General features: G+C 61.5%; 26 protein-coding genes, 1 tRNA gene and 1 pseudogene. 14 read left to right on the forward strand and 14 right to left on the reverse strand.

All coding sequences use genetic code 11. The annotated features are described in order from the left end of the window. Positions 1-34: 34 nt before the first annotated feature. The 5 genes from BCY88_RS12245 to BCY88_RS12265 all read left to right on the forward strand — a co-directional run bounded on the left by BCY88_RS12245 (position 35) and on the right by BCY88_RS12265 (position 4,094). Positions 35-898, forward strand: coding sequence for a DUF1223 domain-containing protein (locus BCY88_RS12245; RefSeq protein WP_120344508.1), 864 nt, complete (start codon positions 35-37; stop codon positions 896-898). Positions 899-943: 45 nt separating this feature from the next. Next, a complete protein-coding gene (locus BCY88_RS12250; protein ID WP_120344509.1) occupies positions 944-1,582 on the forward strand; it encodes a cytochrome b/b6 domain-containing protein in 639 nt (212 codons plus the stop codon). Positions 1,583-1,624: 42 nt separating this feature from the next. After that, positions 1,625-2,428 (forward strand): molybdopterin-dependent oxidoreductase, encoded by an 804-nt coding sequence (locus BCY88_RS12255; protein WP_259461370.1) that lies wholly within the window; start codon positions 1,625-1,627, stop codon positions 2,426-2,428. Positions 2,429-2,549: 121 nt separating this feature from the next. Further along, positions 2,550-2,798 carry a pentapeptide MXKDX repeat protein gene (locus BCY88_RS12260; protein ID WP_120344511.1) on the forward strand — a complete coding sequence of 83 codons (249 nt, stop codon included), beginning with the start codon at positions 2,550-2,552 and terminating at the stop codon, positions 2,796-2,798. 366 nt (positions 2,799-3,164) lie between these two features. Continuing rightward, on the forward strand, positions 3,165-4,094 hold the full coding sequence (locus tag BCY88_RS12265) for an EamA family transporter (RefSeq protein WP_120344512.1): 930 nt from the start codon (positions 3,165-3,167) through the stop codon (positions 4,092-4,094). 108 nt (positions 4,095-4,202) lie between these two features. Here the strand turns inward: BCY88_RS12265 and BCY88_RS12270 are convergent, their stop codons facing one another. Then, positions 4,203-6,332, reverse strand: coding sequence for an NADPH-dependent 2,4-dienoyl-CoA reductase (locus tag BCY88_RS12270; protein ID WP_120344513.1), 2,130 nt, complete (start codon positions 6,330-6,332; stop codon positions 4,203-4,205). A gap of 200 nt (positions 6,333-6,532) precedes the next feature. On the opposite strand from BCY88_RS12270, the gene BCY88_RS12275 reads away from it, so the two are divergent. After that, positions 6,533-7,330, forward strand: coding sequence for a DUF4397 domain-containing protein (locus BCY88_RS12275; RefSeq protein WP_120344514.1), 798 nt, complete (start codon positions 6,533-6,535; stop codon positions 7,328-7,330). Positions 7,331-7,586: 256 nt separating this feature from the next. Here BCY88_RS12275 and BCY88_RS12280 read toward each other — a convergent pair whose 3' ends face one another. Then, positions 7,587-7,721, reverse strand: a complete 135-nt coding sequence (locus tag BCY88_RS12280; protein ID WP_120344515.1) for an entericidin A/B family lipoprotein — start codon at positions 7,719-7,721, stop codon at positions 7,587-7,589. 232 nt (positions 7,722-7,953) lie between these two features. Beyond that, the gene (locus tag BCY88_RS12285) at positions 7,954-9,399 is read right to left on the reverse strand and encodes a sensor histidine kinase (RefSeq protein ID WP_120344596.1); all 1,446 of its coding nucleotides are present in this window, start codon (positions 9,397-9,399) and stop codon (positions 7,954-7,956) included. Between the two features lie 257 nt (positions 9,400-9,656). Here BCY88_RS12285 and BCY88_RS12290 point away from each other — a divergent pair, with 257 nt between their 5' ends. The 5 genes from BCY88_RS12290 (at position 9,657) to BCY88_RS12310 (ending at position 12,078) form a co-directional block, all read left to right on the forward strand. Next, positions 9,657-9,833 carry a DUF1328 family protein gene (locus tag BCY88_RS12290; RefSeq protein ID WP_120344516.1) on the forward strand — a complete coding sequence of 59 codons (177 nt, stop codon included), beginning with the start codon at positions 9,657-9,659 and terminating at the stop codon, positions 9,831-9,833. 138 nt (positions 9,834-9,971) lie between these two features. Beyond that, entirely contained in the window at positions 9,972-10,133 is a 162-nt protein-coding gene (locus BCY88_RS12295) for a DUF1328 domain-containing protein (RefSeq protein WP_006052455.1), read from the forward strand. A gap of 115 nt (positions 10,134-10,248) precedes the next feature. After that, a complete protein-coding gene (locus BCY88_RS12300) occupies positions 10,249-10,821 on the forward strand; it encodes a ferritin-like domain-containing protein (protein ID WP_120344517.1) in 573 nt (190 codons plus the stop codon). A 171-nt stretch (positions 10,822-10,992) separates the two neighbouring features. Beyond that, entirely contained in the window at positions 10,993-11,625 is a 633-nt protein-coding gene (locus BCY88_RS12305; RefSeq protein ID WP_120344597.1) for a response regulator, read from the forward strand. A 21-nt stretch (positions 11,626-11,646) separates the two neighbouring features. Next, complete coding sequence (locus BCY88_RS12310; protein WP_120344518.1) at positions 11,647-12,078, forward strand: response regulator; 432 nt, start codon at positions 11,647-11,649, stop codon at positions 12,076-12,078. A gap of 837 nt (positions 12,079-12,915) precedes the next feature. On the opposite strand, the gene BCY88_RS12315 is transcribed toward BCY88_RS12310, so the two are convergent. Next, entirely contained in the window at positions 12,916-14,109 is a 1,194-nt protein-coding gene (locus tag BCY88_RS12315) for an MFS transporter (protein ID WP_120344519.1), read from the reverse strand. Positions 14,110-14,295: 186 nt separating this feature from the next. Here BCY88_RS12315 and BCY88_RS12320 point away from each other — a divergent pair, with 186 nt between their 5' ends. Beyond that, the gene (locus BCY88_RS12320) at positions 14,296-14,781 is read left to right on the forward strand and encodes a DUF2569 domain-containing protein (protein ID WP_120344520.1); all 486 of its coding nucleotides are present in this window, start codon (positions 14,296-14,298) and stop codon (positions 14,779-14,781) included. A 21-nt stretch (positions 14,782-14,802) separates the two neighbouring features. Here the strand turns inward: BCY88_RS12320 and BCY88_RS12325 are convergent, their stop codons facing one another. Genes BCY88_RS12325 through BCY88_RS12350 form a run of 6 tightly spaced genes read right to left on the reverse strand, consistent with a single transcriptional unit; the run spans position 14,803 to position 20,697 of the window. Beyond that, positions 14,803-15,630: a phosphodiesterase gene (locus BCY88_RS12325; RefSeq protein WP_120344521.1), complete on the reverse strand. Its 828-nt coding sequence runs from the start codon at positions 15,628-15,630 to the stop codon at positions 14,803-14,805. A 46-nt stretch (positions 15,631-15,676) separates the two neighbouring features. Then, on the reverse strand, positions 15,677-16,723 hold the full coding sequence (locus BCY88_RS12330) for an ABC transporter ATP-binding protein (RefSeq protein ID WP_120344522.1): 1,047 nt from the start codon (positions 16,721-16,723) through the stop codon (positions 15,677-15,679). Continuing rightward, entirely contained in the window at positions 16,720-17,634 is a 915-nt protein-coding gene (locus BCY88_RS12335; RefSeq protein ID WP_120344523.1) for an ABC transporter permease, read from the reverse strand. The genes BCY88_RS12330 and BCY88_RS12335 overlap by 4 nt, the downstream gene beginning before the upstream one ends. 32 nt (positions 17,635-17,666) lie before the next feature. Further along, positions 17,667-18,491 carry an ABC transporter permease gene (locus tag BCY88_RS12340; RefSeq protein ID WP_120344524.1) on the reverse strand — a complete coding sequence of 275 codons (825 nt, stop codon included), beginning with the start codon at positions 18,489-18,491 and terminating at the stop codon, positions 17,667-17,669. Continuing rightward, on the reverse strand, positions 18,488-19,567 hold the full coding sequence (locus BCY88_RS12345; protein ID WP_120344525.1) for an ABC transporter substrate-binding protein: 1,080 nt from the start codon (positions 19,565-19,567) through the stop codon (positions 18,488-18,490). The genes BCY88_RS12340 and BCY88_RS12345 overlap by 4 nt, the downstream gene beginning before the upstream one ends. Before the next feature lie 59 nt (positions 19,568-19,626). Then, entirely contained in the window at positions 19,627-20,697 is a 1,071-nt protein-coding gene (locus tag BCY88_RS12350) for a LacI family DNA-binding transcriptional regulator (protein WP_120344526.1), read from the reverse strand. A gap of 183 nt (positions 20,698-20,880) precedes the next feature. Here BCY88_RS12350 and BCY88_RS12355 point away from each other — a divergent pair. Both BCY88_RS12355 and BCY88_RS12360 read left to right on the forward strand, forming a co-directional pair. Next, positions 20,881-20,965, forward strand: a tRNA-Leu gene (locus BCY88_RS12355). Between the two features lie 227 nt (positions 20,966-21,192). Further along, positions 21,193-21,382: pseudogene (locus tag BCY88_RS12360) on the forward strand (Arm DNA-binding domain-containing protein); the annotation flags it as partial. Between the two features lie 199 nt (positions 21,383-21,581). Here the strand turns inward: BCY88_RS12360 and BCY88_RS12365 are convergent. The 4 genes from BCY88_RS12365 to BCY88_RS12385 all read right to left on the reverse strand — a co-directional run bounded on the left by BCY88_RS12365 (position 21,582) and on the right by BCY88_RS12385 (position 25,162). Then, a complete protein-coding gene (locus tag BCY88_RS12365; RefSeq protein WP_120344527.1) occupies positions 21,582-21,857 on the reverse strand; it encodes a hypothetical protein in 276 nt (91 codons plus the stop codon). 277 nt (positions 21,858-22,134) lie between these two features. Beyond that, positions 22,135-22,467: a YciI family protein gene (locus BCY88_RS12370; protein WP_120344528.1), complete on the reverse strand. Its 333-nt coding sequence runs from the start codon at positions 22,465-22,467 to the stop codon at positions 22,135-22,137. A 755-nt stretch (positions 22,468-23,222) separates the two neighbouring features. Continuing rightward, entirely contained in the window at positions 23,223-23,636 is a 414-nt protein-coding gene (locus tag BCY88_RS12375; RefSeq protein WP_183081346.1) for a hypothetical protein, read from the reverse strand. Positions 23,637-24,352: 716 nt separating this feature from the next. Then, complete coding sequence (locus tag BCY88_RS12385) at positions 24,353-25,162, reverse strand: hypothetical protein (RefSeq protein ID WP_120344530.1); 810 nt, start codon at positions 25,160-25,162, stop codon at positions 24,353-24,355. Positions 25,163-25,285: the final 123 nt, after the last annotated feature.

The following is a 25,285-nucleotide window of genomic DNA, read 5'->3' on the forward strand; positions in this document are numbered from 1 at the left end:
TTCGACAAACGTGCAGATCCTGATGGAGCACGCCATGCGAATTACCCGAACCCGCCGAGCCAACCGATATGCCGACCGCGCTGTCGCCCGCCGCGTCACCCGCGCGATCGCCCTTGTCGTCGCGCTCGCGACCCTCTCGGCCAGCGGTCTTGCAGCCGCGGCTGGCGCCGTATGCGCGTCGCACAGCCCGTCGCATCGGGTAGCGCTCGTGGAGCTTTACAGCAGCGAAGGCTGCAACAGCTGCCCGCCGGCCGACGCCTGGCTCAGCCAATGGAAAAACAGCGGCGCAAGCCAAAGCATCGTGCCGCTGGCCTTGCACGTGGACTACTGGAACAGCCTCGGCTGGACCGACCGCTTCTCGCAGCATCGCTTCACCGAACGTCAGCAAACCCTCACCGACCTCGCCGGCGGCCACACCATCTACACACCCGAGATCTTCGTATCGGGCCGTGAATTGCGCGGCTGGTCGCAACGCGACAGCTTTCAGAGCCGCGTCGAGAAGCTTGTCGCCGAACCGGCGCAGGCCAACGTGGCGCTCGAACTGAAATCGCAGGCGAAGGATGCCTTCAACGTCGATGCGCAATTCACCAGCAAGGCGGCCGACACAAAGAGCCCCGCAGACCCGTTGAATGCCTACGTCGCGCTCTATCAGAACGCGCTGAGCTCCCAGGTCAAAGCCGGCGAAAACAGCGGCGTCACGCTGCATCACGAACGCGTTGTCCGGCAATGGATCGGCCCCGTGCCGCTGGTTGCCGGCCAGGCACAAATCCGCCGTGATATCCGTATCGACGACGCCGATGCCAACGCGCCGGCCGGCACCTTCGGTGTTGTCGCTTTCGTCGAAAACGCCGCGACCGGCGACGTATTGCAGGTCGGCGAACTGGCCGTGTGCCATTGATCGCGCGACGATCCCGCAGCGCTTCCCATTCCCTTGGAGATTGTCATGGCAACGCCTCATGTTCTCAGTGAAACCGCGCCACCCGCGTTGCCGAAGGGCAGCACGATTCACCCGGTGTGGGTGCGCGTCACGCATTGGCTCAACGCGCTCGCGGCCATTCTGATGATGCTGTCCGGCTGGCGCATCTATGACGCGTCGCCGATCTTCAAGGACTTCACGTTTCCGACAGCAATCACGCTTGGCGGCTGGCTCGGCGGCGCGCTGCAATGGCACTTCGCGGCGATGTGGCTGCTGGTCTTCAACGGCCTGCTGTATCTCGCGCTGAATCTGGTCAGCGGGCGCTTCGTGCGCAAGTTCCTGCCGGTCTCGCCGCGCGCCGTACTGCACGACTTCATTGCCGCGTTGACCGGCAAGCTCTCGCACGCCGATCTGCGCGTCTATAACGCGGTGCAGAAACTGGCCTATCTGTTTGTCGTCTGCGATCTGATCGTGCTGGTGCTTTCCGGCCTCGCGATCTGGAAATCGGTGCAGTTTCCGCTGCTACGCGAGTTGATGGGCGGCTATGACAACGCGCGCATCGTCCACTTCTGCGCCATGTCGCTCATGGCTGCGTTCATCGCCGTGCATCTGGTGATGGTGGCGCTCGTCCCGCGCTCGCTGCTGGCGATGCTGCGCGGACGCTAAGCGGCTGATTCACGGATACGCAAAGCTTAAGGACATCGAATCATGACCCGACCCGATACACAACGCGAGCGAAAGCTTGCCCTGATGACTGGCAGTAAGCTCGACCGCGAATCGATCCTGATCGACGCGCGGCGCGAACTCGCGATGCCCTCGCGGCGCCTGTTCGGCAAGCGGCTTCTGACGCTCGGCGGCCTGTCCATGCTGACCGGCTGCTCGCTCACCGACAACGATTCGGTCAACGCATTCCTCACGGCCGTGTCGCGTCTGAACGACCGCGCGCAAGCCGCGCTGTTCGATCCGAAGCAACTCGCGCCGACCTACACCGAAGCGCAGATCACACGGCCGTTCCCATTCAACGCGTTCTACGGCATCGACGACGTGCCGGATGTCGACGCCTCCGACTACAAGCTGAAAATCAGCGGCCTCGTCACCGGCCAGCGCGTATGGACCTTGCCCGAACTCTACGCGTTGCCGCATGCCGAGCAGATCACGCGGCATATCTGCGTGGAAGGGTGGAGCGCGATCGGCCGCTGGGGCGGCACACCGTTTGCCGATTTTCTGCGACGCATCGGCGCGGACACGAGCGCGAAGTACGTCGGCTTCAAATGCGCCGACGACTACTACGAAAGCATCGACATGCCGACCGCGCTGCATCCGCAAACGCTGCTCACGTTCTCGTACGACGGCGAGCGCTTGCCCGCGAAATACGGTTTCCCGATGAAGCTGCGCATGCCGACCAAGCTCGGCTACAAGAATCCGAAGCACATTGTCGAGATGTTCGTCACCAACACGTACCCTGGCGGCTACTGGGTCGACCAGGGCTACAACTGGTTCGGAGGCTCCTGACGCGCGCGGGTCGGCGCGTGCCAGCTCGCGCGCGCGACCCCGGGCGGCAGAAGCTTCGGAAGTACCCCGGCATCAATGCGATGCCGGTTCAGATTGATCCATAACGAAACGGAGTTTTCCCATGAAAAAGTTCGCAATTGCAGCAATGGCCGTCGCTCTCCTGACCAGCGGCGGCGCCGCGTTCGCTCAGGCAAGCGGCGCAATGTCCAACGATGCGATGTCCAAGGATACGATGTCGAAGGACTCGATGTCCAAAGACACCATGTCGAAAGACAGCATGAAAAAGGACGCGATGAAGCACGACAAGATGAAGAAAAGCGGCGACGCGATGGGTATGAAGCACGAAGCATCGGGCGCGATGGCCAACTGAGCGTGGCCGGCGATGCCGCTCGCATAGTCTGAGCGGCCGGTTTCACACGTCAAGCGAAAGCCGGGGATGCGTCCCCGGCTTTTCTGTTGCATGTACGCAAAAAGTTACGATTCTTTCAAGCGACGCGGTGGACGCTTACTGCATAATGCGGCGTCGCGCCCGATGTTTAGCGCGTGTCAGCCGTGGGTCGATTCCTTGCGACCGCCACGGCGTTGTGGCCCCATTGGCCATCTATCGTCTTTCCGTTCCACCGACATGTCCGCCAGCCTCGCCCGTCAGACCGCATCGCCGATGCGGTGTCCGCCATCCCGCCACCGGGTTTTCAGCGGGGGCGCAGCACCTCGAGCGGCTTGGGCGGGCTAACGCATGTCGCCGCAGCTCCCAAGCCGTTTCCCGCGTGGTTTTCCGATCCGTTTGCCGCAGTCCCGCAACGGCCAGATCGCGCTCGCGCTCACTGTCGTTTATCTCGTCTGGGGCTCGACCTATCTCGCCGTGCATGTCGCACTCGGCTCGTTTCCGCCGCTGCTGCTCTCGGGGTTGCGTAATCTGTTTGCCGGGGTAGGGCTCTTCATTTTCGCGGCGCGCCGCAATCCGGTTTGGCCGACTGCGGGCGAAATCCGCAATGCGGGCCTGGTCGGCACGATGCTGGTCGGCTTGTCGAGCGGCATGCTGGCCTATGGCATGCGCACGGTCGGCACCGGCACCGCGGCCGTGATGGTGGCGACGGTGCCGCTGTTCGCGACGGTGATCGCGGCGGTGGCGGGGCGCAAGATCGGCCGCGGCGAGTGGTTCGCGGTCGGCCTCGGGCTGGTGGGCATCGCGATCCTGAGTCACGGCGACAGCGCCCCGGGATCGGCGGGCGGTAGTCTCGCCATTCTGTGCGGTGCGCTTTTCTGGGCCGGCGGCGCGCATCTGGCCGGCCGGCTGAAGCTGCCGTCGGACCTGTTTCTATCGACGTCGCTGCAGATCGGCCTCGGCGGCGCGATGTCGACGATGGTCGCCTGGGTGTCCGGCGAGCGGATGATGGACGTGCATTTTCTGCCGGTGCTGGCTTTCGTCTACCTCATGCTGATCGGGACGATGGCCGCCTACGTCGCGTACGGTTTCCTGATCCGGCATACGAGTCCGATTATCGCCAGCAGCTGCATGTACGTGAATCCGGTGGTCGCGGTGGCGCTCGGCGCGTTGTTGCTCGGCGAGCCGGTCACGCATTCCACGGTCATCGCGACGATTGTGATTCTGGCCAGCGTGGGCCTGTCTTTCTGGTTCGACTACCGGAAGAAGGGGCTCGCCTGAGCAGAGACGGCGGCGGGCTTGTGTTGCCCGTCGCCGGTTCTCCGGTCTTTGGGTTTCAGCGTTCCGCCGCTCAGCATGCTGTCGCCACCTGCGCGTCTCGCTGCTGCTTCAAAGCGCCGCCGCCACTTCCGCACCCTCGCGTATCGCGCGTTTCGCGTCCAGTTCCGTTGCCACCTTGGCGCCGCCGATCACGTGATAGCGCGGGCCGTTCGTGCCATTTGTGCCATTCGTGCCGTTTGCACCGTTTGTACCGCTCGCGCTGCCAGCCCCGCCACCGGCCTGATTCGCGGCGTTTGACGTGTCAGCAGTGTGTGCGGACGTCTGCGGAACCAGGTCGCGCAAGGATTCCTGTCCCGCGCACACCACAACCGTATCCACTTCGAGCCATTCTTCGACGCCCTCGCGCGCAATCCTCAACCCGCGTGCGCTGATTTCCAGGTACGACACCCCGCCGAGCATCTTCACCCCGTTTCTTGCCAGCGTGGCGCGATGCACCCAGCCCGAGGTTTTACCGAGCCCCATACCGAGCTTGCCCGGCTTGCGTTGCAGCAACCAGATTTCGCGGGGCGGCTGTGCCGGCGCCGGCGCTTTCAAGCCGCCGCGCTCCCGCACCGTGAGATCGACGCCCCATTCGTCGAGCCATGCGTCGCGCGGCATCGGCAGAGGGTCGCCTGCACGGTGCAGCAAGAATTCGCTGACGTCGAAACCGATCCCGCCCGCACCGATCACCGCGACACGCCGACCCACCGGCACGCCGCGCAATACGTCCACATAAGACAGCACGTTGGCGCCGTCGATGCCGGCAATCGCCGGGCTCCGCGGCACGATGCCCGTGGCGACGATCACATCGTCGTAGCCGCCTGCCGCGAGCAGCGCCGGATCGACGCGCGTATCGAGCCGCACGTCGACACGATGCCGCTGCAACTGGCTCTGAAAATAGCGGATCGTTTCGCTGAACTCCTCCTTGCCCGGCACGCGCATCGCCAGATTGAACTGGCCGCCGATGGTTGCGCTCGCATCGAACAACGTGACGCGATGGCCGCGCGAGGCCGCAACCGTCGCCGCGGAAAGTCCCGCTGGCCCCGCGCCGACCACCGCGATCGAACGCGCGGCCTGCGGGCTTGCGACCGGCCGGTAGATCAACTCGGTTTCGCGTCCTGCACGGGGATTCACGAGGCAGGTCGCGCGCTGGTTCTTGAACGTGTGGTCGAGGCAGGCCTGATTGCAGGCGATGCAGGTGTTGATTTCGTGCGCGCGTCCATCAGCGGTTTTCTGCACGAACTCCGGGTCGGCGAGAAGCGGCCTTGCCATCGACACCAGATCGCCCGCGCCCTCGGCGAGCAGTGCTTCGGCGACCTCGGGCGTATTGATGCGGTTCGACACGATCACCGGCACCTTGACCGCAGCCTTGAGCCGCGCGCTCAGCGCGGCGAACGCTGCACGCGGCACCGAGGTCACGATGGTCGGCACCCGCGCTTCGTGCCAGCCGATTCCCGTGTTGAACATCGTGACGCCCGCGGCTTCGAGCGCCTGGGCGACCTGCACGGTTTCTTCCCACGTGTTGCCGCCTTCGACCAGGTCAATCAGCGAAAGTCGGTACACGACGATAAAGCGTTCGCCACATACGGCACGCACGCGCTCGACAATTTCGCGCGCGAGCCGCATGCGGTTCTCGATGCTGCCGCCGTAGCGGTCGGTGCGCCGGTTCGTGCGCGGGCACAGGAACTGGTTGAGCAGATAGCCCTCGCTGCCCATGATTTCGATGCCGTCGTAACCGGCGCGCTGGGCGAGGCGCGCACAGCGGGCATAGTCGCGCACGGTCCGCGCGATACCGGCTTCCGTGAGCGCACGCGGTTTGAACTTCGAGATCGGCGATTTGAGCGCCGATGCCGACACGACAAACGGCTGGTATCCATAACGTCCCGCATGCAGGATCTGCAACGCGATCTTGCCGCCTTCGGCATGTACGGCCTCGGTGAGCAGGCGGTGATTGCGCAGATCGAATACCGAATTCAGCGTGCCGCCGAAAGGCAGCAGCCAGCCTTGCCGGTTCGGCGAGATTCCGCCCGTGACGATCAGGCCGACTCCGCCCTTCGCGCGCTCGCGGAAATACGCGGCCAGTTTCGGGTAATTCCAGAAACGGTCTTCCATGCCGGTGTGCATGGAACCCATCACCACGCGATTGCGCAAGCGAGTGAAGCCGAGATCGAGCTCGGCGAGCAAGTGTTGGTAAGACATGCAGGGACCGTGTAAGTATGGGTTGTGCGCGAACAATACACTGCCGGACGTGCCAACTCTCCGAGGAAAAATTCTAATCCGCGTCGCGCTCCGCTCCATAAAGGCTTCTGCGGATCGGGGAAGCCTGCCGCATCGAGCGGCACATGCATTGCTGAAGGCGGATGCACGGGCCGCGGGCTCGATACAGAGAGGTGAACACAATGAAAATGATCCGAACCATGGCGGCTGTAGTTGCTGCTACATCCATTCTGAGCGCATGCGGTGGCGGCGGCAGCAGCGACGTCGGCAAGGAGCTCGGTCTGACGAATCCGGAAATCCATTTCATCAATGCGATTCCAGGCGGGCCGGCAGTCGACTTTCTCGTGAACGGCTCCGCGCCCTCGGGACAGACGAACGTCAGCTATAAAGGCGTGACGAACCTCACCAACATCAACACGGGTTCGACCACGGTCGCATATGCGCCCACCGGGACGACGACCGCGCTCGCGAGCGGCAACTTCCCCGATGTCGCGAAGGGTCACGATTACACGGTACTGGCGTTGCCGGGCCTGGCCGCACCGGATATCGGCCTGATCGACGACCCGTTCGACAAGGGCCTGTTGTCCAACAGCGCGCGTCTGCGCGGCTTTAACGCATCGGCCAACGCGAGCAATCTCGATCTGTATCTGGTTCAGTCGACCAATACGGCCATCACCGGCATCAGCCCGACAATGGCAGGCGTGTCATTCAAGAACGCCGTGCCGGCAAGCGGCCAGGACTCGATCTATGTGTCCGGCGGGGAATATGTGCTGATCGCGACGGTGGCGGGCAGCAAGACGCCGATCTTCCAGTCGGCATCCTTCTCGCTGTCGAATAACGCGGATTGGCTCGTGACGTCGGTGCCGATCGGCGGCACCTTGAGCCAGCTTGTGCCGGGACAGATCCATCTGCTGGTCGCCCAGAACGGCAACACCGGCACGCCGAGTGTCGAGCTGTCGAACACGCTGACGGGCCAGTAATAGGCCTATGAACCCAGGCCTATAAACCCGCGTGCCAGCGCGAGTGCGTGGCTTGCGGTACATGCCAGCGAGCCAGTCGCTAGAAGGACCATGCGGCGATTCACTTAAGTGGATTGCCGCTTTCCTTGTTTGTTGTTCGCGTGGCTCGCAATAAAAAAAGCCCGCCGCGGTTTCCCGCGACGAGCCATGGAGATCCGGCATCTCAAGAGACCCAAGGCGCCGTAAGGCGCCAGGAAGTCGTTGAGTTGCCGCCAGCCTATTTGGCCTGATCGGCCGAATTGGTGATGGCGTTACCACCCTTCGAAATATCCTGCCCGGCTCCCGCCACCGTGTTGCAACCCGCGAGTGCCGCTGTCCCCGCAATGAGAAGCAAAGCGATCAGTCGATTCATGAGAGTTCTCCTTGTCGAGAATGCATCGGTTGACGTGCCATTCTTTAAGGGCACGCGCTAGCGTGGCTAGCTGTCGTCCGACCGCGGCGTGCGCCAGTCGATCCGGTCTGATTGCATGTTAAAAAAAGGGCGGGGGCCGCGCTGTCAGTTGCGCTGCGATTTTGTTGTAGGCGTGCTCCCGTGTTTGCGTCGGCGCACTCCTACACGGGCTGCTCCAATGTGCCGTAGGGCCTTACTGGACAGGTGTTTTCGACGAAGACGACGCAGGCAGATCCAGCGACGGTGTTGCCGTGCTGACACTGGGCATCACCACACGAATGTCGGTGCCGCCCGGCACGCCGCGTTGAATGTCGAAGCGCCCGCCGTGCGCGGCGACCCGCTGGCGCATGCCGAGCAGCCCGTGAGTATGGGTGCGCTTCAGATCGGCCGGCGTGATGCCGACGCCGTTGTCCGCGATATGCAGCGCCACCTGGCCATCGCCGACCTGCAGCGCGATCGATACCTTCGAAGCTCGCGCGTACTTGGCGGCATTCGTGAGCGACTCCTGCGCGACGCGAAAGAGTGCGATCTCGGTTTGCTCGTCGAGCTGGACATCGTCGGCGGGCAAATGCGATTCGAGCGTCCAGTTGTTGCGCTGTGCGGCTTCGTCGGCGAGCGTGCGCAGCGCGGTGACGAGGCCGAAGTTCGTCAGCACGGTGGGTCGCATGTCTTCGATGATGCGGCGCTTCAGGGCGATGCCCTGGTCGAGATTGGCGAGTGCGCGCTTCAGTTTCTCCGCGATGTCCGGCTCGTTGTCTTTCAGCTTGCGGTGGGCCCAGGCGACATCCATTTTGCTGGCGGTCAGAATGGCCCCGAGTTCGTCGTGCAGTTCGCGCGCGAGCTGGGTCTTCTCGTTTTCGCTGACGGCCTGCAAGTGCCAGCCTAGTGCTTCGAGTTGACGCGTGCGTTCATTGACGAGCTGGTCGAGTTCTTCCTGTTGGGTGATCAGTTGACGCTGCACGCGCGCCTGCCGGTCCATCTGGATGCCGAGATTGCGAAACAGCAGGATGAACAGCACGATGTTCAGCGCGGATAGCCCGGCCGCGCACAGCGTGGAGATACGCTGGTCGGCGCGGCTTGCATCGAGTGCGTGCTGCGCGCGGCGTTCCTCGTTGTCGCGCAGCAAAGTGAGCGTGCTATCAACCAGCGTGGCATCGGCGGGATTGGCCGCGCTCGCGCTGCCGCAGGCGGCGAGATCGAGCGGATGCGGCGCGGCGCGTTGCACCGCAGCAGCCCCCGCTCCGATACGCGCCTCGATCAGCGCGACGATCTGCGTGAAACTCGCGAGTTCGGCGCTGTCTGCGTTGCCGCTGCGGTAGAACCTGCCGAGCTGTTGTTCGTTCTGCCGGATCTGCGCGGCGCTCGCGCAGAAACCCTGAGCGGACACATCCCGCTTCGTCAGAAGAAAATCGCTTTGGTACGCGCTCAGGCGGGATAGCTGGCTTGCGAGCGTGCTCAATTGCACGGTGACGCCGCGTGCTTCGAGCGCCGTTTCGTACTCCGCGGCAATCCGCTCGCGCGCGGTTTCGAGAATCACGAGCCCGCCTACGGTGATGACAATGGCCACGGTCATTGCGATTGCCCAACTGCGATTGCGCATCCAGTCGCCCAATCGCGCTACGGCCCCGGGTTTCTGCATCTTCGACGCGTACGGCACATTCGGCTCCTTAGGTGGGGCATCGGTCTAACGTGCGCTGGGCTTCGCAATTGTGTGCCCGCGTGGCCTCACGAGTTGCAATTTCCGTGCGCCTCGGCCGATGCAATCAGCGTAACGCGGCCGTAATTCCATGTAAGCGGATTCTCACACGAAAAACGGAGCATGTCGGAATGCGCCGACTGCCGACGCTCGATAGGATGGACCTGACCGTTCATTGACTGATTCTGGAGGAGGCCATCATGTTGAAATGGGCATTGTTCTTCGCCGTCGTGGCGATAGTCGCCGGGCTGCTCGGCTTTACCGGCGTGGCGGCGGGCGCAGCGGCGATTGCGAAGTTCCTGTTTGTCGTGTTCGTGGTTCTGTGCGTGGTGTTCCTCGTTCTTGGCTTCGTGGTGACGAAGAAAATTATCGACTAGCGCCGCTCGATGAAACGCGTGCGTGCCGTTCCCACCGGTTGTGAGGGCGTGGTTCGCTTCGGGTTCATACCAGGTGCGGCTCAGGGTCTCCAAGGCCTCCAAGGCCTCTTTACGCAGATATCTACAGGGAGTGTCGCCATGCTTCACTATGCCATCGTCTTTTTCGTGATTGCGATCATTGCCGCCGTGTTCGGTTTTACCGGTATTGCGGCGGGTGCGGCGGAAATCGCGAAGATTCTGTTCTACATCTTCCTTGTCGTGTTCGTGGTGACGCTGCTGCTCGGCGTGTTTCGAACGTAGACGAATAGCCATCCTTGGGCTGCGTTATTTGAACCCCGCGTTATCCGAACCCGCTTATCAGGCGCGATTCGTGCGGGATACGCAGTTCCCCCATACCGGATAAAGGAGAATCTCAATGGCGAAGTCTTCTGGCGCTCAGAGCGCCGCACCTCAATCTGGCGATGCGTTCGTGATGGACCTGAAAAAGATCCGCGACGACGCGCGCAAGCACATGTCGGATGGTCCGGTTACGCAAAGCTACGGGGCTGACCGCAAGACAGTGCTGAAACTGCTCAATGACTCGCTGGCCACGGAAATCGTCTGCGTGCTGCGCTATAAGCGGCATCATTTCATGGCCAAGGGCATCAACTCCGAGTCCGTCGCCGCGGAATTTGCGGCGCACGCGGCAGAAGAGCAGGAGCATGCCGACCGCATCGCCGAGCGTATCGTGCAACTTGGCGGCGAGCCGGATTTCGCACCGGACGGTCTGAAGACGCGTTCGCATTCGGAATACAACGAAGGCGGCGATCTCACGGACATGATTCGCGAGAACCTGATTGCCGAGCGCATTGCAATCGATACGTATCGCGAGATCGTGCGTTATCTTGGCGAGAAGGACGTGACGACACGCCGGCTGTTCGAGGAAATCCTCGCAGTTGAAGAAGAGCACGCCGACGATATGGCGGACCTGCTCGAAGGCCGTGGGTAACAACGGTTGAAGCGCGGGCGGCGATTGCTCGCGCTGAAGGATCTGGATGGTTTGCGTCGCGGCGCCGTCCGCGACTTTTACTACAGTGGCTTCGCGTCGTCGGCGCGGGCGTTGCCGGAGATCACTACAATGTCTGCATTGGAGCAATCCTTTAGCAGGGACACGAGACCGATGATTCGAGTGTTGATAGCTGACGACCATGCGATCGTCCGAGGTGGCTTCAGACAGTTCGTCGCTGACGAGCCGGATATGTGCGTCGCGGCTGAAGCGGCCACCGGCGACGAGACCATTGGCCTCGTGCGGGAGCAGGCGTTCGATGTGGTGCTGCTCGACATCGCGATGCCGGACAAGAACGGCATCGACACGTTGCGGGTCATCAAGCAGTTGAGGCCCGAGCAGGGCGTGCTGATTCTGTCGGGTTATCCCGAGAGCCAGTACGCGATCAACCTGCTGCGCGCGGGCGCCAATGGGTACCTCAACAAGGACTGCGAGCCTGAGGAGATTGTGCGGGCGATCCGAGCGGTGGCGCGTGGGCATCGTTACCTGTCGGAGGCGGTGGCCGATTCACTAGCCGACAGCCTCGACAAGCCTTCGGCGGGGCGGCCGCATGAAGCACTATCTGAGCGCGAGTTCCAGATATTCTGCAAGCTCGCGGCGGGACAGATTCCGACCGACATTGCCGAGGAATTGCATTTGTCGGTGAAGACCGTGAGTACTTATCGGGCTCGCGTGTTGGAGAAGATGCGCCTCGCTAACAATGCCGATCTGACTTATTACGCGATCAAGAATGGTTTGATCGAATAATGGACGTGTCGAGATACGCCGATGAACAGCGAATCGAACAGTGACGCCAATCCAGCCAGCCGCGCGCCGTTGCGAGTGCTGCTGATCGAGGATTCGCCGCTGATCCGCAGGAGCCTTGTCGAGGCCATCGATGCATCGGGAATGTTGCAGGTGGCCGCGTATGCGGATTCTGCCGATCAGGCGATTGCCTTGTTGATCGATGAAGCTTTTGATGCGGTGATTGTGGATCTGCAACTGAAGCAGGGCTCAGGGGTGCCGGTGCTTGCTTACTTGCAGCGCGAGGGGATGATCGATTCGATTTTCGCTGCTGTGTTGACGAATCATGCGTTGCCGGCTTATCGGGAGCGGTGTGAACAGTATGGTGTCCGGCATTTTTACGACAAGTCGTTTGAGTTTGATCGGGTTATTGATGCGTTACATGAGTATGCTTTTGCGCGGGGCGCTGGGGGGTAGGGGGGTGTTCGCGTGGCGTTGGTTTGGTTGTGTTCTTTATGGCGTTGGCCTTTTCTTGCTCTGACTTCTTTGGCCTTTCCTTGAATTGATATTGGTCTGGTTTGTCTGTGTGCTTATGGCGTTGACCTTTCCTTGTTTTGTTATTGGTTTATTAGCGTTGCCCCTGTGCGGGGCGGCACTTACTTTCTTTGCCGCCGCAAAGAAAGATAAGCAAAGAAAGCGGCTTACCCCGCTAGCTCATAAGCGGGTCCCCTGGCTTGGAGGGGGCAGTGGTGCATCTGGAATCTGTGTTCCCGCACATTCGGCGCTAGTGACAAGGGTGTCATACTTCCGGCGGCGCTGCGCGCGCCGAAGCGCGGTTCGAGAACCAGCGCGTTTTTCGACACATCGCCGAGGCGAAGCCGATGGCCCCCGCTACGCGAAATGACCCCCCTGGTTTCCCATGCAGACCCGTCCGCGACGCACGCAGTGCGGAGTGGGAGCGGATGAGCCCTGTGTCACTAAAGCCGAATGTGCGAGAGCACGGATTCCAGATGCACCACTACCGTGGCTGTGCGGGGGACCCGCTTATGAGCTGGCGGGGTAAGCCGCTTTCTTTGCTTATCTTTCTTTGCGGCGGCAAAGAAAGTAAGTGCCGCCCCGCACAGGGGCAACGCTAATAAACCAATAAGAAATCAAGGAAAGGCCAACGCCGTAAGCGCACAGCCAAACAAGACCAATAAAAAATCAAGAAAAGGCCCAAGAAGTCAGAACAAGAAAAGGCCAACACCGCAGGTGCAAATACAAACCACACCACAAACAACCCAACCCGCCGAGCAGGCAAAAAACCCCTAACTCCTACCCCCTGGCTGGAAGCCTCAAATGATTCCACGCTGCAAGCCCTGCAAAAGCCACCCCGGCAACACTAACCCCAACCCATCCAAAAGCCGGCCAAACCACAGCACCAACCCCAGACCCAACGGCCCCGCCAATAAAATAAGCCACCATATAGACAGTATTCACACGGCTCCGCGCCTCCGGCTTCAACGCGTAAATCCGTGATTGATTGGAAATCTGCGCCGCTTGCACACCGATATCGAGCACGATCACACCAATCACCAACCCAACAATGCTCTTCGCCGACAAGGCAAACACAACAAACGAAATCGCCACCAGCACAATCGACACCGTGATAATCGCCCGCGGTCCGCGTCGGTCGGAAAACTTGCCGGCAAGCGGCGCAGCCATCGCCCCCGCCGCGCCGACAATCCCGAACAGGCCGGCGGCCTGCGGCCCAAGGTGAAACGGCGCGCCCGCCAATAACAACGCGAGTACAGACCAGAAAATGCTGAACGCCGCGAACATGGCCGCCCCGGTCAGCGAGGCTTCACGCAGCGCCCGATGCTCGACCACCAGGTGCCACATCGAAACCAGCAGCTTGCCGTACGGCAACGTCGAGGTCGGCTTGCTCTTCGGCAGACGCAAAATGATCACCACCGCCAGCGCCAGCAACGCAACGACCGAAGCGCCAAACACGGCTCGCCAGCCGAAATACTCGGCGACAATCCCCGCCGCGGTCCGGGCCAGCAGAATCCCCAGCAACAGTCCGCTCATCACCGTGCCAACAGCATGGCCACGCCCGGATGCGGGCGCGAGTTCGGCCGCGAAGGGCACCGCCTGCTGCGCAATAGTGGCGAGCACACCGATCGCAAGGCTCGCGACAATCAGCACCGTCAACGTAGGCGCCGTGGACGCCAGCACCAGCGCAACGCATATGCCCGCGATCTGCAGCAGGATCAGACGGCGGCGATCGAAGCGGTCGCCGAGCGGCGCCAGCAACAGCATCCCGGCCGCGTAGCCAAGCTGCGTCACGGCGGGTACCGCGCCGACCCACGACGCGCTGTTCGGAAACGACTGCCGCAAATTGTCGAGCAGCGGCTGGTTGTAATAGATGTTCGCGACCGCTACACCGGCAATCGTCGCGAGCAGAAGCAGCAAGCCGCGCAACGAGCGGTCGGCGGAAACAGGAGTGGACGCTTCGGATGTGGACATGAGAGAAGACCATCGGTGGACCGGCCCATGCGCAGTCCTCAAGCGTGCCGATCATACCGGAGCAGGCCGGATCGTGCTGACGGCACCCAGGGTGCCTTTCAGTAAAAATGAGATGGTCGTTCGGTTTTCATTCGTAGAATCGGCGCGCTCAATACGCGCAACCAGATCCATCACGTGACCGATTTTATGAATACAAGCTCGAAACCCGAACCCCGGCAAATCGGCGGCTGCTTGCTCATCGCCCTGATCTGTCTCGCCGCATGGGCGCTTTCAACCGCGCTCGCATTGCGCGATCCGCTCAGGTTCATGCTCGAATGGGAACTGCTGGCCGTATTCATGCGCCCCGAAACGCACGGCTGGTATCGCACCGTGGTCGCGATGGTGGGCTGCGACGTGCTCATCGGCTCGTTCATCGTTGCCGGCGCGGGCTGGCTGGCGTTGCTCGTGCGGCGCAAATCGGCGCGGTTTCCCATACAGGCGCAGGCGTGGTTGCTAGCAGTCGTCATCATGCGAACCATCGCCTACCTGCTGGGCGATCACATGACGCAGACCATCGGCATCGACATCGCCATCCCGTTCGACGGTTTCGTACAAGCCGTCGCCGCCGCCGCGCTGGGGATACCGTATTTCAGGCTATCCAGGCGCGTACGGCAAACCTTTGTCGCCGCCTGATCCGGCGAAGCGGCGGCGTCATCAATCGATCAACGCGCCTTCAGGCTCGTAAAACGGATACGGGCCGTCGGCCTTGTCGACATACGCATGATGGGTGACGATGCCTGTCGCCGGATCGTAGCGATGCAAGGCATACGCGGGCGGCTCCATCATGAATCCCGAGGGCGCGTCCTCGCGCAGATCGAGCCCGACCTGATGCGCGGGCGCCGGCACCGCCGAGGCGATCGTGCCGCCAAAACGCACGAACATGGGCCGGTGCACATGGCCGCAGATCACCCGCTCGACGTTCGGATAACGTGCGATCAAGGCGGCGAGCTTGTCGGCGGCAACGGGATCGAGCCGTAACTCATCCATGTGTCCGATGCCGCAAACGAATGGCGGATGGTGCAACGCGACCACTGTCGGTTTGCCGTGTGCCGCATCGAGTTGCATGGCAAGCCACGCGAGCCGCGTGTCGCACAGATTGCCGGCGCTTTCACCCGGCACCATCGAGTCGAGCGCGATTACGCGCAGCGGTCCGATATCGACCGCGTAGTGCACGAACTCGCCGCCGCTGTGCAATTCGGCGCGATCGGGAAATGCGGCGCGTAGCGCGGTCCGTTCGTCGTGATTGCCCACCAGCAGGAAGTAGGGGATCTCGAGCGGCGCGAGCAGCGTCTTCAGGTGCGCGTACTGTTCCGGATCGCCCTGATCGACGAGATCGCCGGTCATGATCACCGCGTCGGGACGCGGCTCCAGCGCATTGAGCGCGGCGACAGTGCGCGCGAGATAAGCGCCGGTGTCGACGCGGCGATATGCCAGCGCGCCGGGCCGTTTGATATGCAGGTCGCTAATTTGAGCCAGCAGCATGGGGATGTCCTTCTTTATGGCGCACCAGAAACGCAGCGCTGTGTCATTACGATAGCGCAATCAGCGCGTCCTGCGCGATCGAAATTCCGACCGGCGTGCCACGCGCGAGTTCTACGCGGCCGGCGACGTCGATCAGCAAGGCGTCCGGTGCGGCGCCCCCGATCGTCAGACGGGTGCGCTCACCGAGAAACGCCGAGCTTTCGATATTGCCGCGCAGTTGCGCGTTGGCCGGGTCGGCAAGATACGCGTCTTCGGGTCGGAAGAAAAATTCATGTGCCGCGCTTGCGCGCCCGGAGCCTGCGGGCAGCGGCACGGCGCCGCCGATCGTGGTCAGCAGGCCGTCGCGCCGCTCGCCCGCCAGCCGGTTGATGGTGCCGACAAATTGCGCGACAGTGCGATTCGCCGGGCGGTAATAGATGTCGCGCGGCGACCCGATCTGCTCGATGCGCCCGGCGCTCATCACGACGATACGGTCGCCGAGTTCCATTGCTTCGGCCTGGTCGTGGGTCACGTACACGGTTGTGATGCCCAACTCGCGCAGCAACGTATTCATCTCGCTGCGCAAGGTGTCGCGCAAACGCGCGTCGAGCGCGGTCAGCGGTTCGTCGAGCAGCAGCACGCGGGGTTGCACGGCGAGGGCGCGCGCCAGCGCAACGCGCTGACGCTGGCCGCCCGACAGCTGATCGATCGGTTTATCCGCGTGGGCGGTAAGACGCATCATCGCGAGCAATTCGTCGACGCGCTGCCGTGCGATTTCAGCCTGCACGCGTTTGATTTTCAGACCGTAGCCGATGTTGCCGCGCACGGTCAGGTTCGGAAACAGCGCGTAGCTCTGAAACACCATGCCGACCTGGCGTTTTTCGATCGGCAGCGCGGTGACGTCTTCGTCGCCGAATGCGATGCCGCCGCCGGCGTCGGGTGTTTCGAGGCCCGCGATCATGCGCAGCGTGGTGGTTTTGCCGCAACCGGACGGCCCGAGCAGGACCAGCGTCTCACCGGCGCCGATCTGCAGATCGAGCGGTTCGAGCACACGCGTGCCGCGAAACGTTTTCGCGCATTGCGTGAGCGTGATGGAAACGGAGTCGAGTTTCATGTCGTGGACGTCGGGGTAGGCTTCGAGCGGGAGTCGGCGACGCGTTTCTTTCCCGCGCTGCGCTGGCCAGTCGCATCGACACCGAGCCATTGCATTGCGACGAGGAGCGGCATCGTCATGATGAAAAACAGAATCGTGTAGGCACTGCCGATTTCGATACGCAAGGAGGCATAGGTATCGGCGAGACCGACCGGCAGTGTCTTAGTGTCGGGCGTATGCAGCATCCACGTCAGGTTGAATTCACCGATCGAGAGCGTCAGCACCGCCAGCGCGCCGGCGACGATTCCTGGCCTCGCATTCGGCAGCACGATCGTGACGAAGCGCTGAAAGAAGCTCGCGCCGAGGCTCGCCGCGCCTTCTTCGAGCGTGCGCAGATCGCTGCTCGCGCAGACGGCGGCAACCGCACGCACCATGAACGGCAGCGTGAACACCACGTGTCCGACGACGATAAACGCGACGCTCATGCGAAACATCGTGAAGCCGCCATACACCACCAGCAGCGCAAGCGCTGAAGCGAGGCCGGGCAGTGCGATCGGCAACACCAGAAACTCTTCGATGAGGCGCGAGATCCGCGTCTTGCTGCGCGCCAGCACGTAGCCGGCGGGCACGCCAGTCAGCAGCGTGATCAGCAGGGTCGCCGCGGCTACTTCGAGCGAGAGAAATACTGAGCCGTGATACTGCGTCCACACTTCGCCGAGCCAGCGCAGCGTGAGTCCGCTCGATACGCCCTTGAAGTAGTTGACCGTGAGCCCGGCCATGATCGACATCACGACCGGTACGATCAGAAACGCACACAGCAGCAGCGTAACGAACCACTGGCCGGCTGCCAGCCAGGTGCGCGACGCCGGTAGCCTGAGACGCCGCGCGCGCGGCTTTGCAGCGGGCGTCAGGGGAGTACTGATGGAATTCATCGAAGTCCTGTCATCCGGTTTGGACGTGCGGCTCATGCGCTTGCAGCGACTGTCGAGCCGCTCACGCTACGAGCGAACGCCAGCACGGCCCACGTGACGATGCCGAGCACAATGGACAGGCCCGCCGCGGTCACCATGTTCGCGTTCAGCGTGAACTCGGTGTAGATGGTCATCGGCAGCACGTCGATGTCGGTGGCCAGCGTGAAGGCGGTGCCGAAGGCGCCCATGGCGGTCGCGAAACATACCGCGCCCGCTGCGATCAGACCGGGCGACAACGCGGGCAACACGATGTCGCGCGTGATACGCCACGACGAGGCGCCGAGTGAACGCGCGGCCTCTTCGAGCGAGGCATCGAGCTTGGTTGCCGACGCCATCACGGTAACGATCACGCGCGGAATCGAGAAGTACAGGTAGCCGAGAAAGAGGCCGCTCATCGAGTAGGCGAACACCCAGCGGTCGCCGGTGAGTTTCAACGACAACGCGCCGATCAACCCCTGGCGTCCCGCCAGCATGATCACCATGAAACCGACCACGACGCCTGGGAATGCCAACGGAAACGTCAGCAGCGCGAGCAGCGTGCGCTTGAGCGGAAACTCGCGGCGCGCCAGCAGCAAACCGGCGATCACCGAAAGCACCAGAGTCGCCGCCGTGACCGCCGCGGACAACATGACGGTCGCGCCGAGACTCGACATGTAGCGCGGATTCGTCAGCATCGCGCGATAGGTCGCGAACGCGTGGCCGTCGCCGCTGATTTGCGCGAGCACGCCCATCGGCAGCAGCCAGAACGCGATGAAAACCGCCAGCGCCGGCGCGATCAGGGCGACGCGCCAGCGCAGCGGGAACGTAACGTCGTTCAATGCATCACCTGTAGATAGCGCTCACCGAAACTGGCCTGTTTCTCGGCCATTTTGCCGAAGTCGACCGGCTTGGCGCGTGCGTAATCGCTTGCGGGCAGGAATTTGGCGGCGATATCCGGGGTCATCGCGTTCGCCCGCACCGGGCGCAGGTAGGCTTCGGCCCACAGTTTCTGGCCTTCGTCCGACAGTACGAAATCGAGCACCTTCTTGCCGTTCGCTTCATGCGGCGCACCCTTCACAAGACTCATCACGTACGGAACGGAGATCGTGCCTTCCTTGGGGATCACGAATTCGACGTTGGCGTGATCCTTGTATTTCGCGCGATAAGCGTCGAAGTCGTAGTCGAGCAGGATCGGGATTTCGCCGGACATCACGCGCGCATAGGCGGTCTGCTTCGGAACGATCGGCGCGTTGGCCTTCAGCTTGCGGAACCAGTCGAGACCTGGCTCGAAGTTATCGAGCGTGCCGCCGAGCGCCTGATTCACCGCAACCGCGCCCGCGTAGCCGACAAACGCGCTCGACGGGTCGAGGTAGCCGATCATGCCTTTGTACTCAGGTTTGAGCAGGTCGGCCCACGAACGCGGGACCGGTTTGCCTTCGAGCGCGTCCTTGTTGACGAAAAAGCCCAGCGTGCCCGAGTGGATCGTGAACCAGTAGCCTTGCGGGTCCTTCATGTTCGCCGGAATGTCGTCCCAGTGCGCGGGCTTGTACGGCTGGATGACGCCTTTGTCTTTCGCCTGGAACGCCGACGACACGCCGAGATACACCACGTCCGCGACAGGGCTCTTCTGTTCGGCCATCAGTTGTGCAATCGACTGACCGGAGTTCTTGTTGTCGAACGGTACGCGAATGCCGGTCTTTTGCTGGATTGCCTTGATCTGGCTCGCCCAGTCGGCCCATTCAGGCGGGCAGTTGTAGCAGATCGCGGTTTCGTCGGCATGGGCCGCAAGCGGCGTGAAGGCGGCGAACGCGGCGGTAACGATCATGCCGGCCGACAGCGCGCCGGCCGTGCTGCGGGCAAGGCAGCGCCAGAGCGGTTTGAGCGAAGAAGCAAGACGTGTTGAAGAGCGGATCACTGCGGGTCTCCTGAAGAGAAGAGAGCGGGTGGTTTGAGGTTCAACGTAGTAGTAACGGCTTATGCAAACGGTTCTTCGGCCGAGGTCGACGCACGCGCGGGCGGATTGTCGGCGCGGTTCGAAATCGCCGCGATGGTGGCGCCTTCACGCAAACTGTGCGGCAGCGTCAGGGTGAGCGACGTTTCGCCGAGCGATTCATAGGTGCCGGTTACGCGGGCCAGCAAGCGACGCCAGGCGGCGCAGCCGATCTCGCGATTCGGCGCACAGACGCTTGCCAGCGGCGGCGACAGCAACTCACCCATGGCGAGTCCGTCGAAGCCGAGAATCGACATGTCGTGCGGAATCTGCAGACGCGCCCGTCGCAGTCCGCGCATCACGACCATGGCGAGCAGGTCGTTACTGCAGAAGAGGGCGCTCGGGCGGTTCGGGCCGCTGGTCAGATGCGCGAGCACGGACGGCGACAGTTCGTCGGCGTTGAAATCGACTTCGAGCGCGGGCGAGGGGGTGAGGCCGGCCTGCTGCATCGCCTGCGCGTAGCCGAGATGGCGTTGGCGGGCGCGGTCCGAGGCGGCGAGCGTGCCGGCGAGCATCAGGATGCGGCGATGGCCGTGGGCGATCAGCATGCGTACGCCGTCGAATGCGGCGAGGCGGTTGTCGACCGAGACCGCCGGACGCCGTACCGTGTCGTTATGCATCAGCACGTAGAGCAGGCCGTCGCGGTCGAGCTCGTCGAGCAGCGGATGCGTGTCGGCATCGGCGACGGTCAGGATCAGGCCTTCCACGCGATGCTCGCGCAGCGTTTCAATGGCGTGACGTTCGCGGTCGGCGTCGTATTGCGTGGTCATCAGCATGAGCCGGTAGCCTTGCGCCGCGGCGAGCTCGTCGATGCCTTGCAGGCACTCGGCGAACACGGGGTTGGCGAGCGTCGGCAGGATCACGCCGATGAGGCGCGTGCGCTCGCCGCGCAGCTGCCGGCCCAGCGGGCTGGGACGGAAGTTGAGGGCTTCGATGGATTGACGCACCTTGTCGAGCGTGACCGGGTTCACGGTATGCGGCGCGTTGATTGCACGCGAGACCGTAGCGATGGAGAAGCCCGCGTGGGCGGCGACATCTTTGATCGTTGGAATCATGGTTTCCGCTCGAGATGTAAACGTTTTCGTGAGCGGATTATCGGGAACGTTTATGACCTGCTCATGACTCCGATTCTGCTTGCTGGTGGGGGATAGCGAGGCGAGGGCCGGGGCTGGATTGCGCCGGTTTGGTGCGCTCGCCGGGCAATGGTAGAATTCGCGTCCACGCGTGGTTCTACCCCTGCCGGGGTGATGAAATTGGTAAACATAGCGGACTTAAAATCCGCCGCTTCACGGCTTGCCGGTTCGAGTCCGGTCCCCGGCACCAGAACGTATTCTAGATAATTCCAAAGAAGTCCTGAAACCCGCCGAGCGGAAGGACCCGATGGGGTTTTTGTTTCCAGAATATTCTACGGTTTAGCGTGGACATCCGGGGGTATGTGGGGGTACGTTTGGGGGGGCACTGAGCTTTTTGCCATCATCTTAAAAAATAGCCCCATGTCGCTGACCGATACTGCCATCTGAAACACCAAGCCGGGCGAGACGCCATAAAAGCTGTTTGACGGCGCGGCTTGTTCCTGCTTGTCACGCCTGCTGGGCAGCGTTACTGGCGGCTCAAGTTCCGCTTTGCCGGAAAGGAGAAGTTGCTGGCGCTCGGCGTCTATCCGGACGTTACGCTTGCGGTGGCACGGGGAAAAGGGATGCTGCCCGCAAGAAGTTAGCGGTAGGCGTTGATCCGGCCGAGAAGTACACGCGAGCACTGATCACCGCAATCATCGCCCGGCAGCGTGCCTGAATCGGTGGCGAAACTAGGCGTTGCCTGTCGGCGAATTCACCGGCAACACCGCAGCGCGCTGCCGATGGCATGGAAGTAGAAATTCGAATTTCATGACGACCGTCGCTTATTGGCCGGAGACGGTCCGCATGTTTGAGGACAGTACTCCCTAGCACTTTGCCGCGACCATAGCTCCGGCCTCGATATCGATGTAATGCTCCAACCAGTTCATCGCGTCTCCCAAATAGGTATATTCGAGACTTGGGTAATCGCGCGCATACTTCTGGCCCAAGGGGCTCTTTAACCACACATTCACGTTTGGCATCGGCCAACTACTGCTGATCTCCACGATAACATTCCCGCCAGCAAGCTCGGCGTCGAGTATTTCGCGAAGCGAGCCAGTGAGACGAGGCAAGACTACCGAAAGGTCGTATTCGTAGATCACATCCGTCCGAAGGCACGGGAGTTAAGCTGAGTCATATTGTTGACGATTCATGGTGCTTTGTTGAAGGTCCGTAATTGGTCGAACGCGGAAGTTCGTCGTCGGCCGACGATCAACCTCCCCGACCCAACTCTAAACTTCCGCGTTCGACCCGCAAGAGACCCTCAACTTTCCCGGTACCGGTCGTTTGTGGGCGTCAGCTATGTCAATTGGCGGTTAGCTGTTGCTCGAAACTCACCCGTCAATTCCATGCCAGAACGAGACCAGCGCGTCAGCACGCTTATTGTGCTTGCTCGAGCGGCCACACCTCGACCACGCCGTGTGCGACGGCACACGGCGTCCTCGACACAATCTCCACCGCCTCCGCCAACGTCGCGGCTTCAATTATTGCAAAACCAGCTACAGGCAACGAGGAAGACATAAAAGGACCGGCCTTGGTCTCAACACGTCCCGCATTGGGGTTTCGAACCTGGACGGGTGTGCCAGCGATCCCCATCAAAACCCCTGATTCGATGAGCTGAGCGTCATGCGCGTGCGCTGCATCTCGAGCGCGCGCATCGGTCCGATCGTACCCTTCCTGGTCGCCGTATCCGATCGTTATGAATTTAGGCATGTATCGGTCTCCTTGGTTGCTCCTCACCCCTCTCGAACTCCGAGTAAGGGAGCGATTCAATGCTGTCCCAAACGGCACTTGCCAGATCAAGGTAATGCTGCACCATGTAAGAATTGTCGACCATTTGGCTGCGAGTGTCGACCTTCCGATCGTGGCCGAACTGAGCCCGACGACGACCGGCTCTAGTCGACCTATAAGGGACCTTCGGTCTCCTCCAGAGCGGTCGTTCGGCATGGTCGACGCCCATGCGAACTAGCGATCTGCGAGGCTATCGTGTCCTTCACGAATTCCCCGTCATTGGACACCTCAGAAGCCAGGCAGAGTGGAGCATATCTTGGAACGACCCCGTCAAAGTTTCCAGGTCGTAGATGCGTCCGCGGCTATCGCCTCGCAATTTGGCAGCGATCCGCTTCAGCGGATACCGCCCGCAGATGGGTAGCCAGCGGCATTGGCAATTGAGGTGTCGACGCCCTGCCACCTGAAATAGTAAACGCCAATGACAATGCATATCACGCAGATCGCCAATGCTGCTCCGATCATTTTCTTAGTTGGACGACCCATGAATTGAACCCCATAGTTAGCCCTGGTAGCAGTCGCATTGTCGCCAAGTCCGGTGCAATGGTCCAGCGCTCGCGATTAGCCGAACGGCGCGCTACGAATGCTCACCTCTTCGGGACACAATTTCGTTGCCCGCGCCGCAATCAAAGGCGCTTGTGGCACGGGCCTCGTGATCGCCCCGGACAATCCCGCGCTTGTTACTTGACAGCAACGGCAGCCAGATGCCCAATCCCATCTGCCGCCTGTACGCCCACGTTCCTCGCGACAACGCCTAGTCCGCCCACCACCGTGACGCCTGTGTCGGCCACCTCGAACTCCGTTCCGGCGACCGTGACCGTCCCCTTGATGTGGTCGCTGCCGGCGAGCGCGCCAAAGAGTATCCGTGCCGCAACGGGGCGTGTCTTGAATTCGTTTACGTGAAGTGCGACCGGAACGCCCGACGCCGTAACCGGAATACCGATCTTCGTCATCTCTGCATGGAAGGCCCCGAGAAGGTCCGCCTTCGCTTCAGGAGAAATGTCGAACGATCCCGTATCGATCTGCAATTCACTCACACCACCAGTAAGTGCGACGCTTACATCGTGGCCCCGGTCGGCGGGTAAAGGATTCATGGTGGGCGCTCCCGCGCACGCGGCGAGGAGGAGAACGCAGATCGCTGAAAGCGAGATAAAACGCATTTTGTATTTCCGAATCTATTGTTCAAAAATTGATAACGGCAGTGCCGCGGTCAATGCCTCAGCCACGCAGAGCATCCGAACTTTCAGACCGCGGGAGCTGCGGTGTCGTCATCGGCCTGATGACTGAATATCGGCTGTGGGAGATGATTCCTTTAGCGTTCTCGTGTTGCTCGGTTTCAGTTTGGAATATGAACGAGACTTGCTCCCGTACACAGCGCCAGTAGTCCGTCCACCATTATCAATGCCAACCCTGCAGGCATTTCCCCCTCGCTGCAATCGTGCAAGTGGACACAGATTGTCGCCAATCTAGCTGGTAACGTTGAGCGTCGAAACTGGCCGAACTCTGCCCGATGATGGTCCCTGTTACCTTCAGTCTGCTCGCCAGCGTGCCAATGAGCGCTCTCAAAGTCCTACAGCCGTTCGCTCATGCATGGTCGGCTGCGACCTCGCTGCCGAAGTTATACGTTTCGACCCGGCCGCTGCCGGTCACGCGCTTTCCGAAACTGGTCGAGCGCTGGGCGTTGCTGTATCGCACGAGCATACGGTTCAGATCAGCGTGAACAATGTCGACCGCAAAACCAACTCTGTGCAGCAACGCACGCCGCAATAGGCCTTGTCTTTACCGCGGGAATTGGCTCCGACCGGAATACCTAGGGTCCGGAAATTACCTTGGTGAACATGTCAATCGGAGCAGACTGAGTGCCAGATGGGGTGACACCTTTTGACGGTAGCATCAAAAACTGAACAGTTTGATTGTTCGCGGCGCTTGGGGGCTGAGTCACGACATACACGGTTCCATCACCCAGCATGAAGTGCGCCCCTTGCGTAACGTCCTCGGCTTTCACTGCGGGCTTTGGTGTACTCGACTGCGGGCCTGGTACCGATGTCTGCACCGCCTTAGGCTGATTTGCGAGAACGTACGTCAACGCGCGATCCAGCGAACATTCCCGATGAAACGTCTCGATATTCGCGACCTCGAGCGGCGGCGAAATCTGCGTAGGGTCCTTGGCACCCTCCAGTTGTTTGGCGTAATCAGCGTAGTCCTTGTAATACGTCGCGTCGATTGCTTGAACAAGTAGCTGCGCCGTCTCTTTCTGATAAACATCCTGATTGATCGCTAGTTTGCTTCCGGTTGAAACGGTTGCCCCCGCAGTCAACGCATGGATAGTAGTCACCGGAGTAAACACCGTCGCCACTGCATTCAGCGTCGTGGTCAGAAAATCAAACGTCAGGTCGTTTATCCGTTGCCCGGCCGACAGCGAACCGACGAAAACGTCGCACTTGTTTGCGGAGTCGGCTAAGACCGCGCCGACATAGTTTTTCCGATCGTCGGGATTGATATATCCAGTCGCGGCGGCTGTACCTTGTTGTGGCGCGACCTGCGGTTGGCCCAAATCGCCGTACGCATTTTTTAGCGACAACGGTGCCGCCGTCGTGAGGAGCGCTTCTGATTTCTGCATGCGCTGAATCCACCAACTGCACCCCTGCAGAGAACATGATAGAAAGTAAATTGCAATAAAATAGAAGGCAATTCGAAACATTATTCCCCCGCGTCTATTTTTTGGTTCGATCAAGCTCAAGTG

The sequence above is a fragment of the Paraburkholderia fungorum genome (assembly GCF_003610895.1).
Classification (GTDB): Bacteria; Pseudomonadota; Gammaproteobacteria; order Burkholderiales; family Burkholderiaceae; genus Paraburkholderia; species Paraburkholderia fungorum_B.

Bases quoted from the DNA above. Each gene is read 5' to 3' on its own strand.
- BCY88_RS12310 (WP_120344518.1), top strand. From the start codon at position 11,647: ATGAACAGCGAATCGAACAGTGACGCCAATCCAGCCAGCCGCGCGCCG.
- BCY88_RS12385 (WP_120344530.1), bottom strand. From the start codon at position 25,162: ATGCAGAAATCAGAAGCGCTCCTCACGACGGCGGCACCGTTGTCGCTA.
- BCY88_RS12370 (WP_120344528.1), bottom strand. From the start codon at position 22,467: ATGCCTAAATTCATAACGATCGGATACGGCGACCAGGAAGGGTACGAT.
- BCY88_RS12325 (WP_120344521.1), bottom strand. From the start codon at position 15,630: ATGCTGCTGGCTCAAATTAGCGACCTGCATATCAAACGGCCCGGCGCG.
- BCY88_RS12315 (WP_120344519.1), bottom strand. From the start codon at position 14,109: ATGTCCACATCCGAAGCGTCCACTCCTGTTTCCGCCGACCGCTCGTTG.
- BCY88_RS12280 (WP_120344515.1), bottom strand. From the start codon at position 7,721: ATGAATCGACTGATCGCTTTGCTTCTCATTGCGGGGACAGCGGCACTC.
- BCY88_RS12330 (WP_120344522.1), bottom strand. From the start codon at position 16,723: ATGAAACTCGACTCCGTTTCCATCACGCTCACGCAATGCGCGAAAACG.
- BCY88_RS12290 (WP_120344516.1), top strand. From the start codon at position 9,657: ATGTTGAAATGGGCATTGTTCTTCGCCGTCGTGGCGATAGTCGCCGGG.
- BCY88_RS12320 (WP_120344520.1), top strand. From the start codon at position 14,296: ATGAATACAAGCTCGAAACCCGAACCCCGGCAAATCGGCGGCTGCTTG.
- BCY88_RS12285 (WP_120344596.1), bottom strand. From the start codon at position 9,399: ATGCAGAAACCCGGGGCCGTAGCGCGATTGGGCGACTGGATGCGCAAT.
- BCY88_RS12250 (WP_120344509.1), top strand. From the start codon at position 944: ATGGCAACGCCTCATGTTCTCAGTGAAACCGCGCCACCCGCGTTGCCG.
- BCY88_RS12275 (WP_120344514.1), top strand. From the start codon at position 6,533: ATGAAAATGATCCGAACCATGGCGGCTGTAGTTGCTGCTACATCCATT.
- BCY88_RS12245 (WP_120344508.1), top strand. From the start codon at position 35: ATGCGAATTACCCGAACCCGCCGAGCCAACCGATATGCCGACCGCGCT.
- BCY88_RS12350 (WP_120344526.1), bottom strand. From the start codon at position 20,697: ATGATTCCAACGATCAAAGATGTCGCCGCCCACGCGGGCTTCTCCATC.
- BCY88_RS12300 (WP_120344517.1), top strand. From the start codon at position 10,249: ATGGCGAAGTCTTCTGGCGCTCAGAGCGCCGCACCTCAATCTGGCGAT.
- BCY88_RS12265 (WP_120344512.1), top strand. From the start codon at position 3,165: ATGTCGCCGCAGCTCCCAAGCCGTTTCCCGCGTGGTTTTCCGATCCGT.
- BCY88_RS12375 (WP_183081346.1), bottom strand. From the start codon at position 23,636: ATGAATCCTTTACCCGCCGACCGGGGCCACGATGTAAGCGTCGCACTT.
- BCY88_RS12255 (WP_259461370.1), top strand. From the start codon at position 1,625: ATGACCCGACCCGATACACAACGCGAGCGAAAGCTTGCCCTGATGACT.
- BCY88_RS12335 (WP_120344523.1), bottom strand. From the start codon at position 17,634: ATGAATTCCATCAGTACTCCCCTGACGCCCGCTGCAAAGCCGCGCGCG.
- BCY88_RS12295 (WP_006052455.1), top strand. From the start codon at position 9,972: ATGCTTCACTATGCCATCGTCTTTTTCGTGATTGCGATCATTGCCGCC.
- BCY88_RS12270 (WP_120344513.1), bottom strand. From the start codon at position 6,332: ATGTCTTACCAACACTTGCTCGCCGAGCTCGATCTCGGCTTCACTCGC.
- BCY88_RS12260 (WP_120344511.1), top strand. From the start codon at position 2,550: ATGAAAAAGTTCGCAATTGCAGCAATGGCCGTCGCTCTCCTGACCAGC.
- BCY88_RS12305 (WP_120344597.1), top strand. From the start codon at position 10,993: ATGATTCGAGTGTTGATAGCTGACGACCATGCGATCGTCCGAGGTGGC.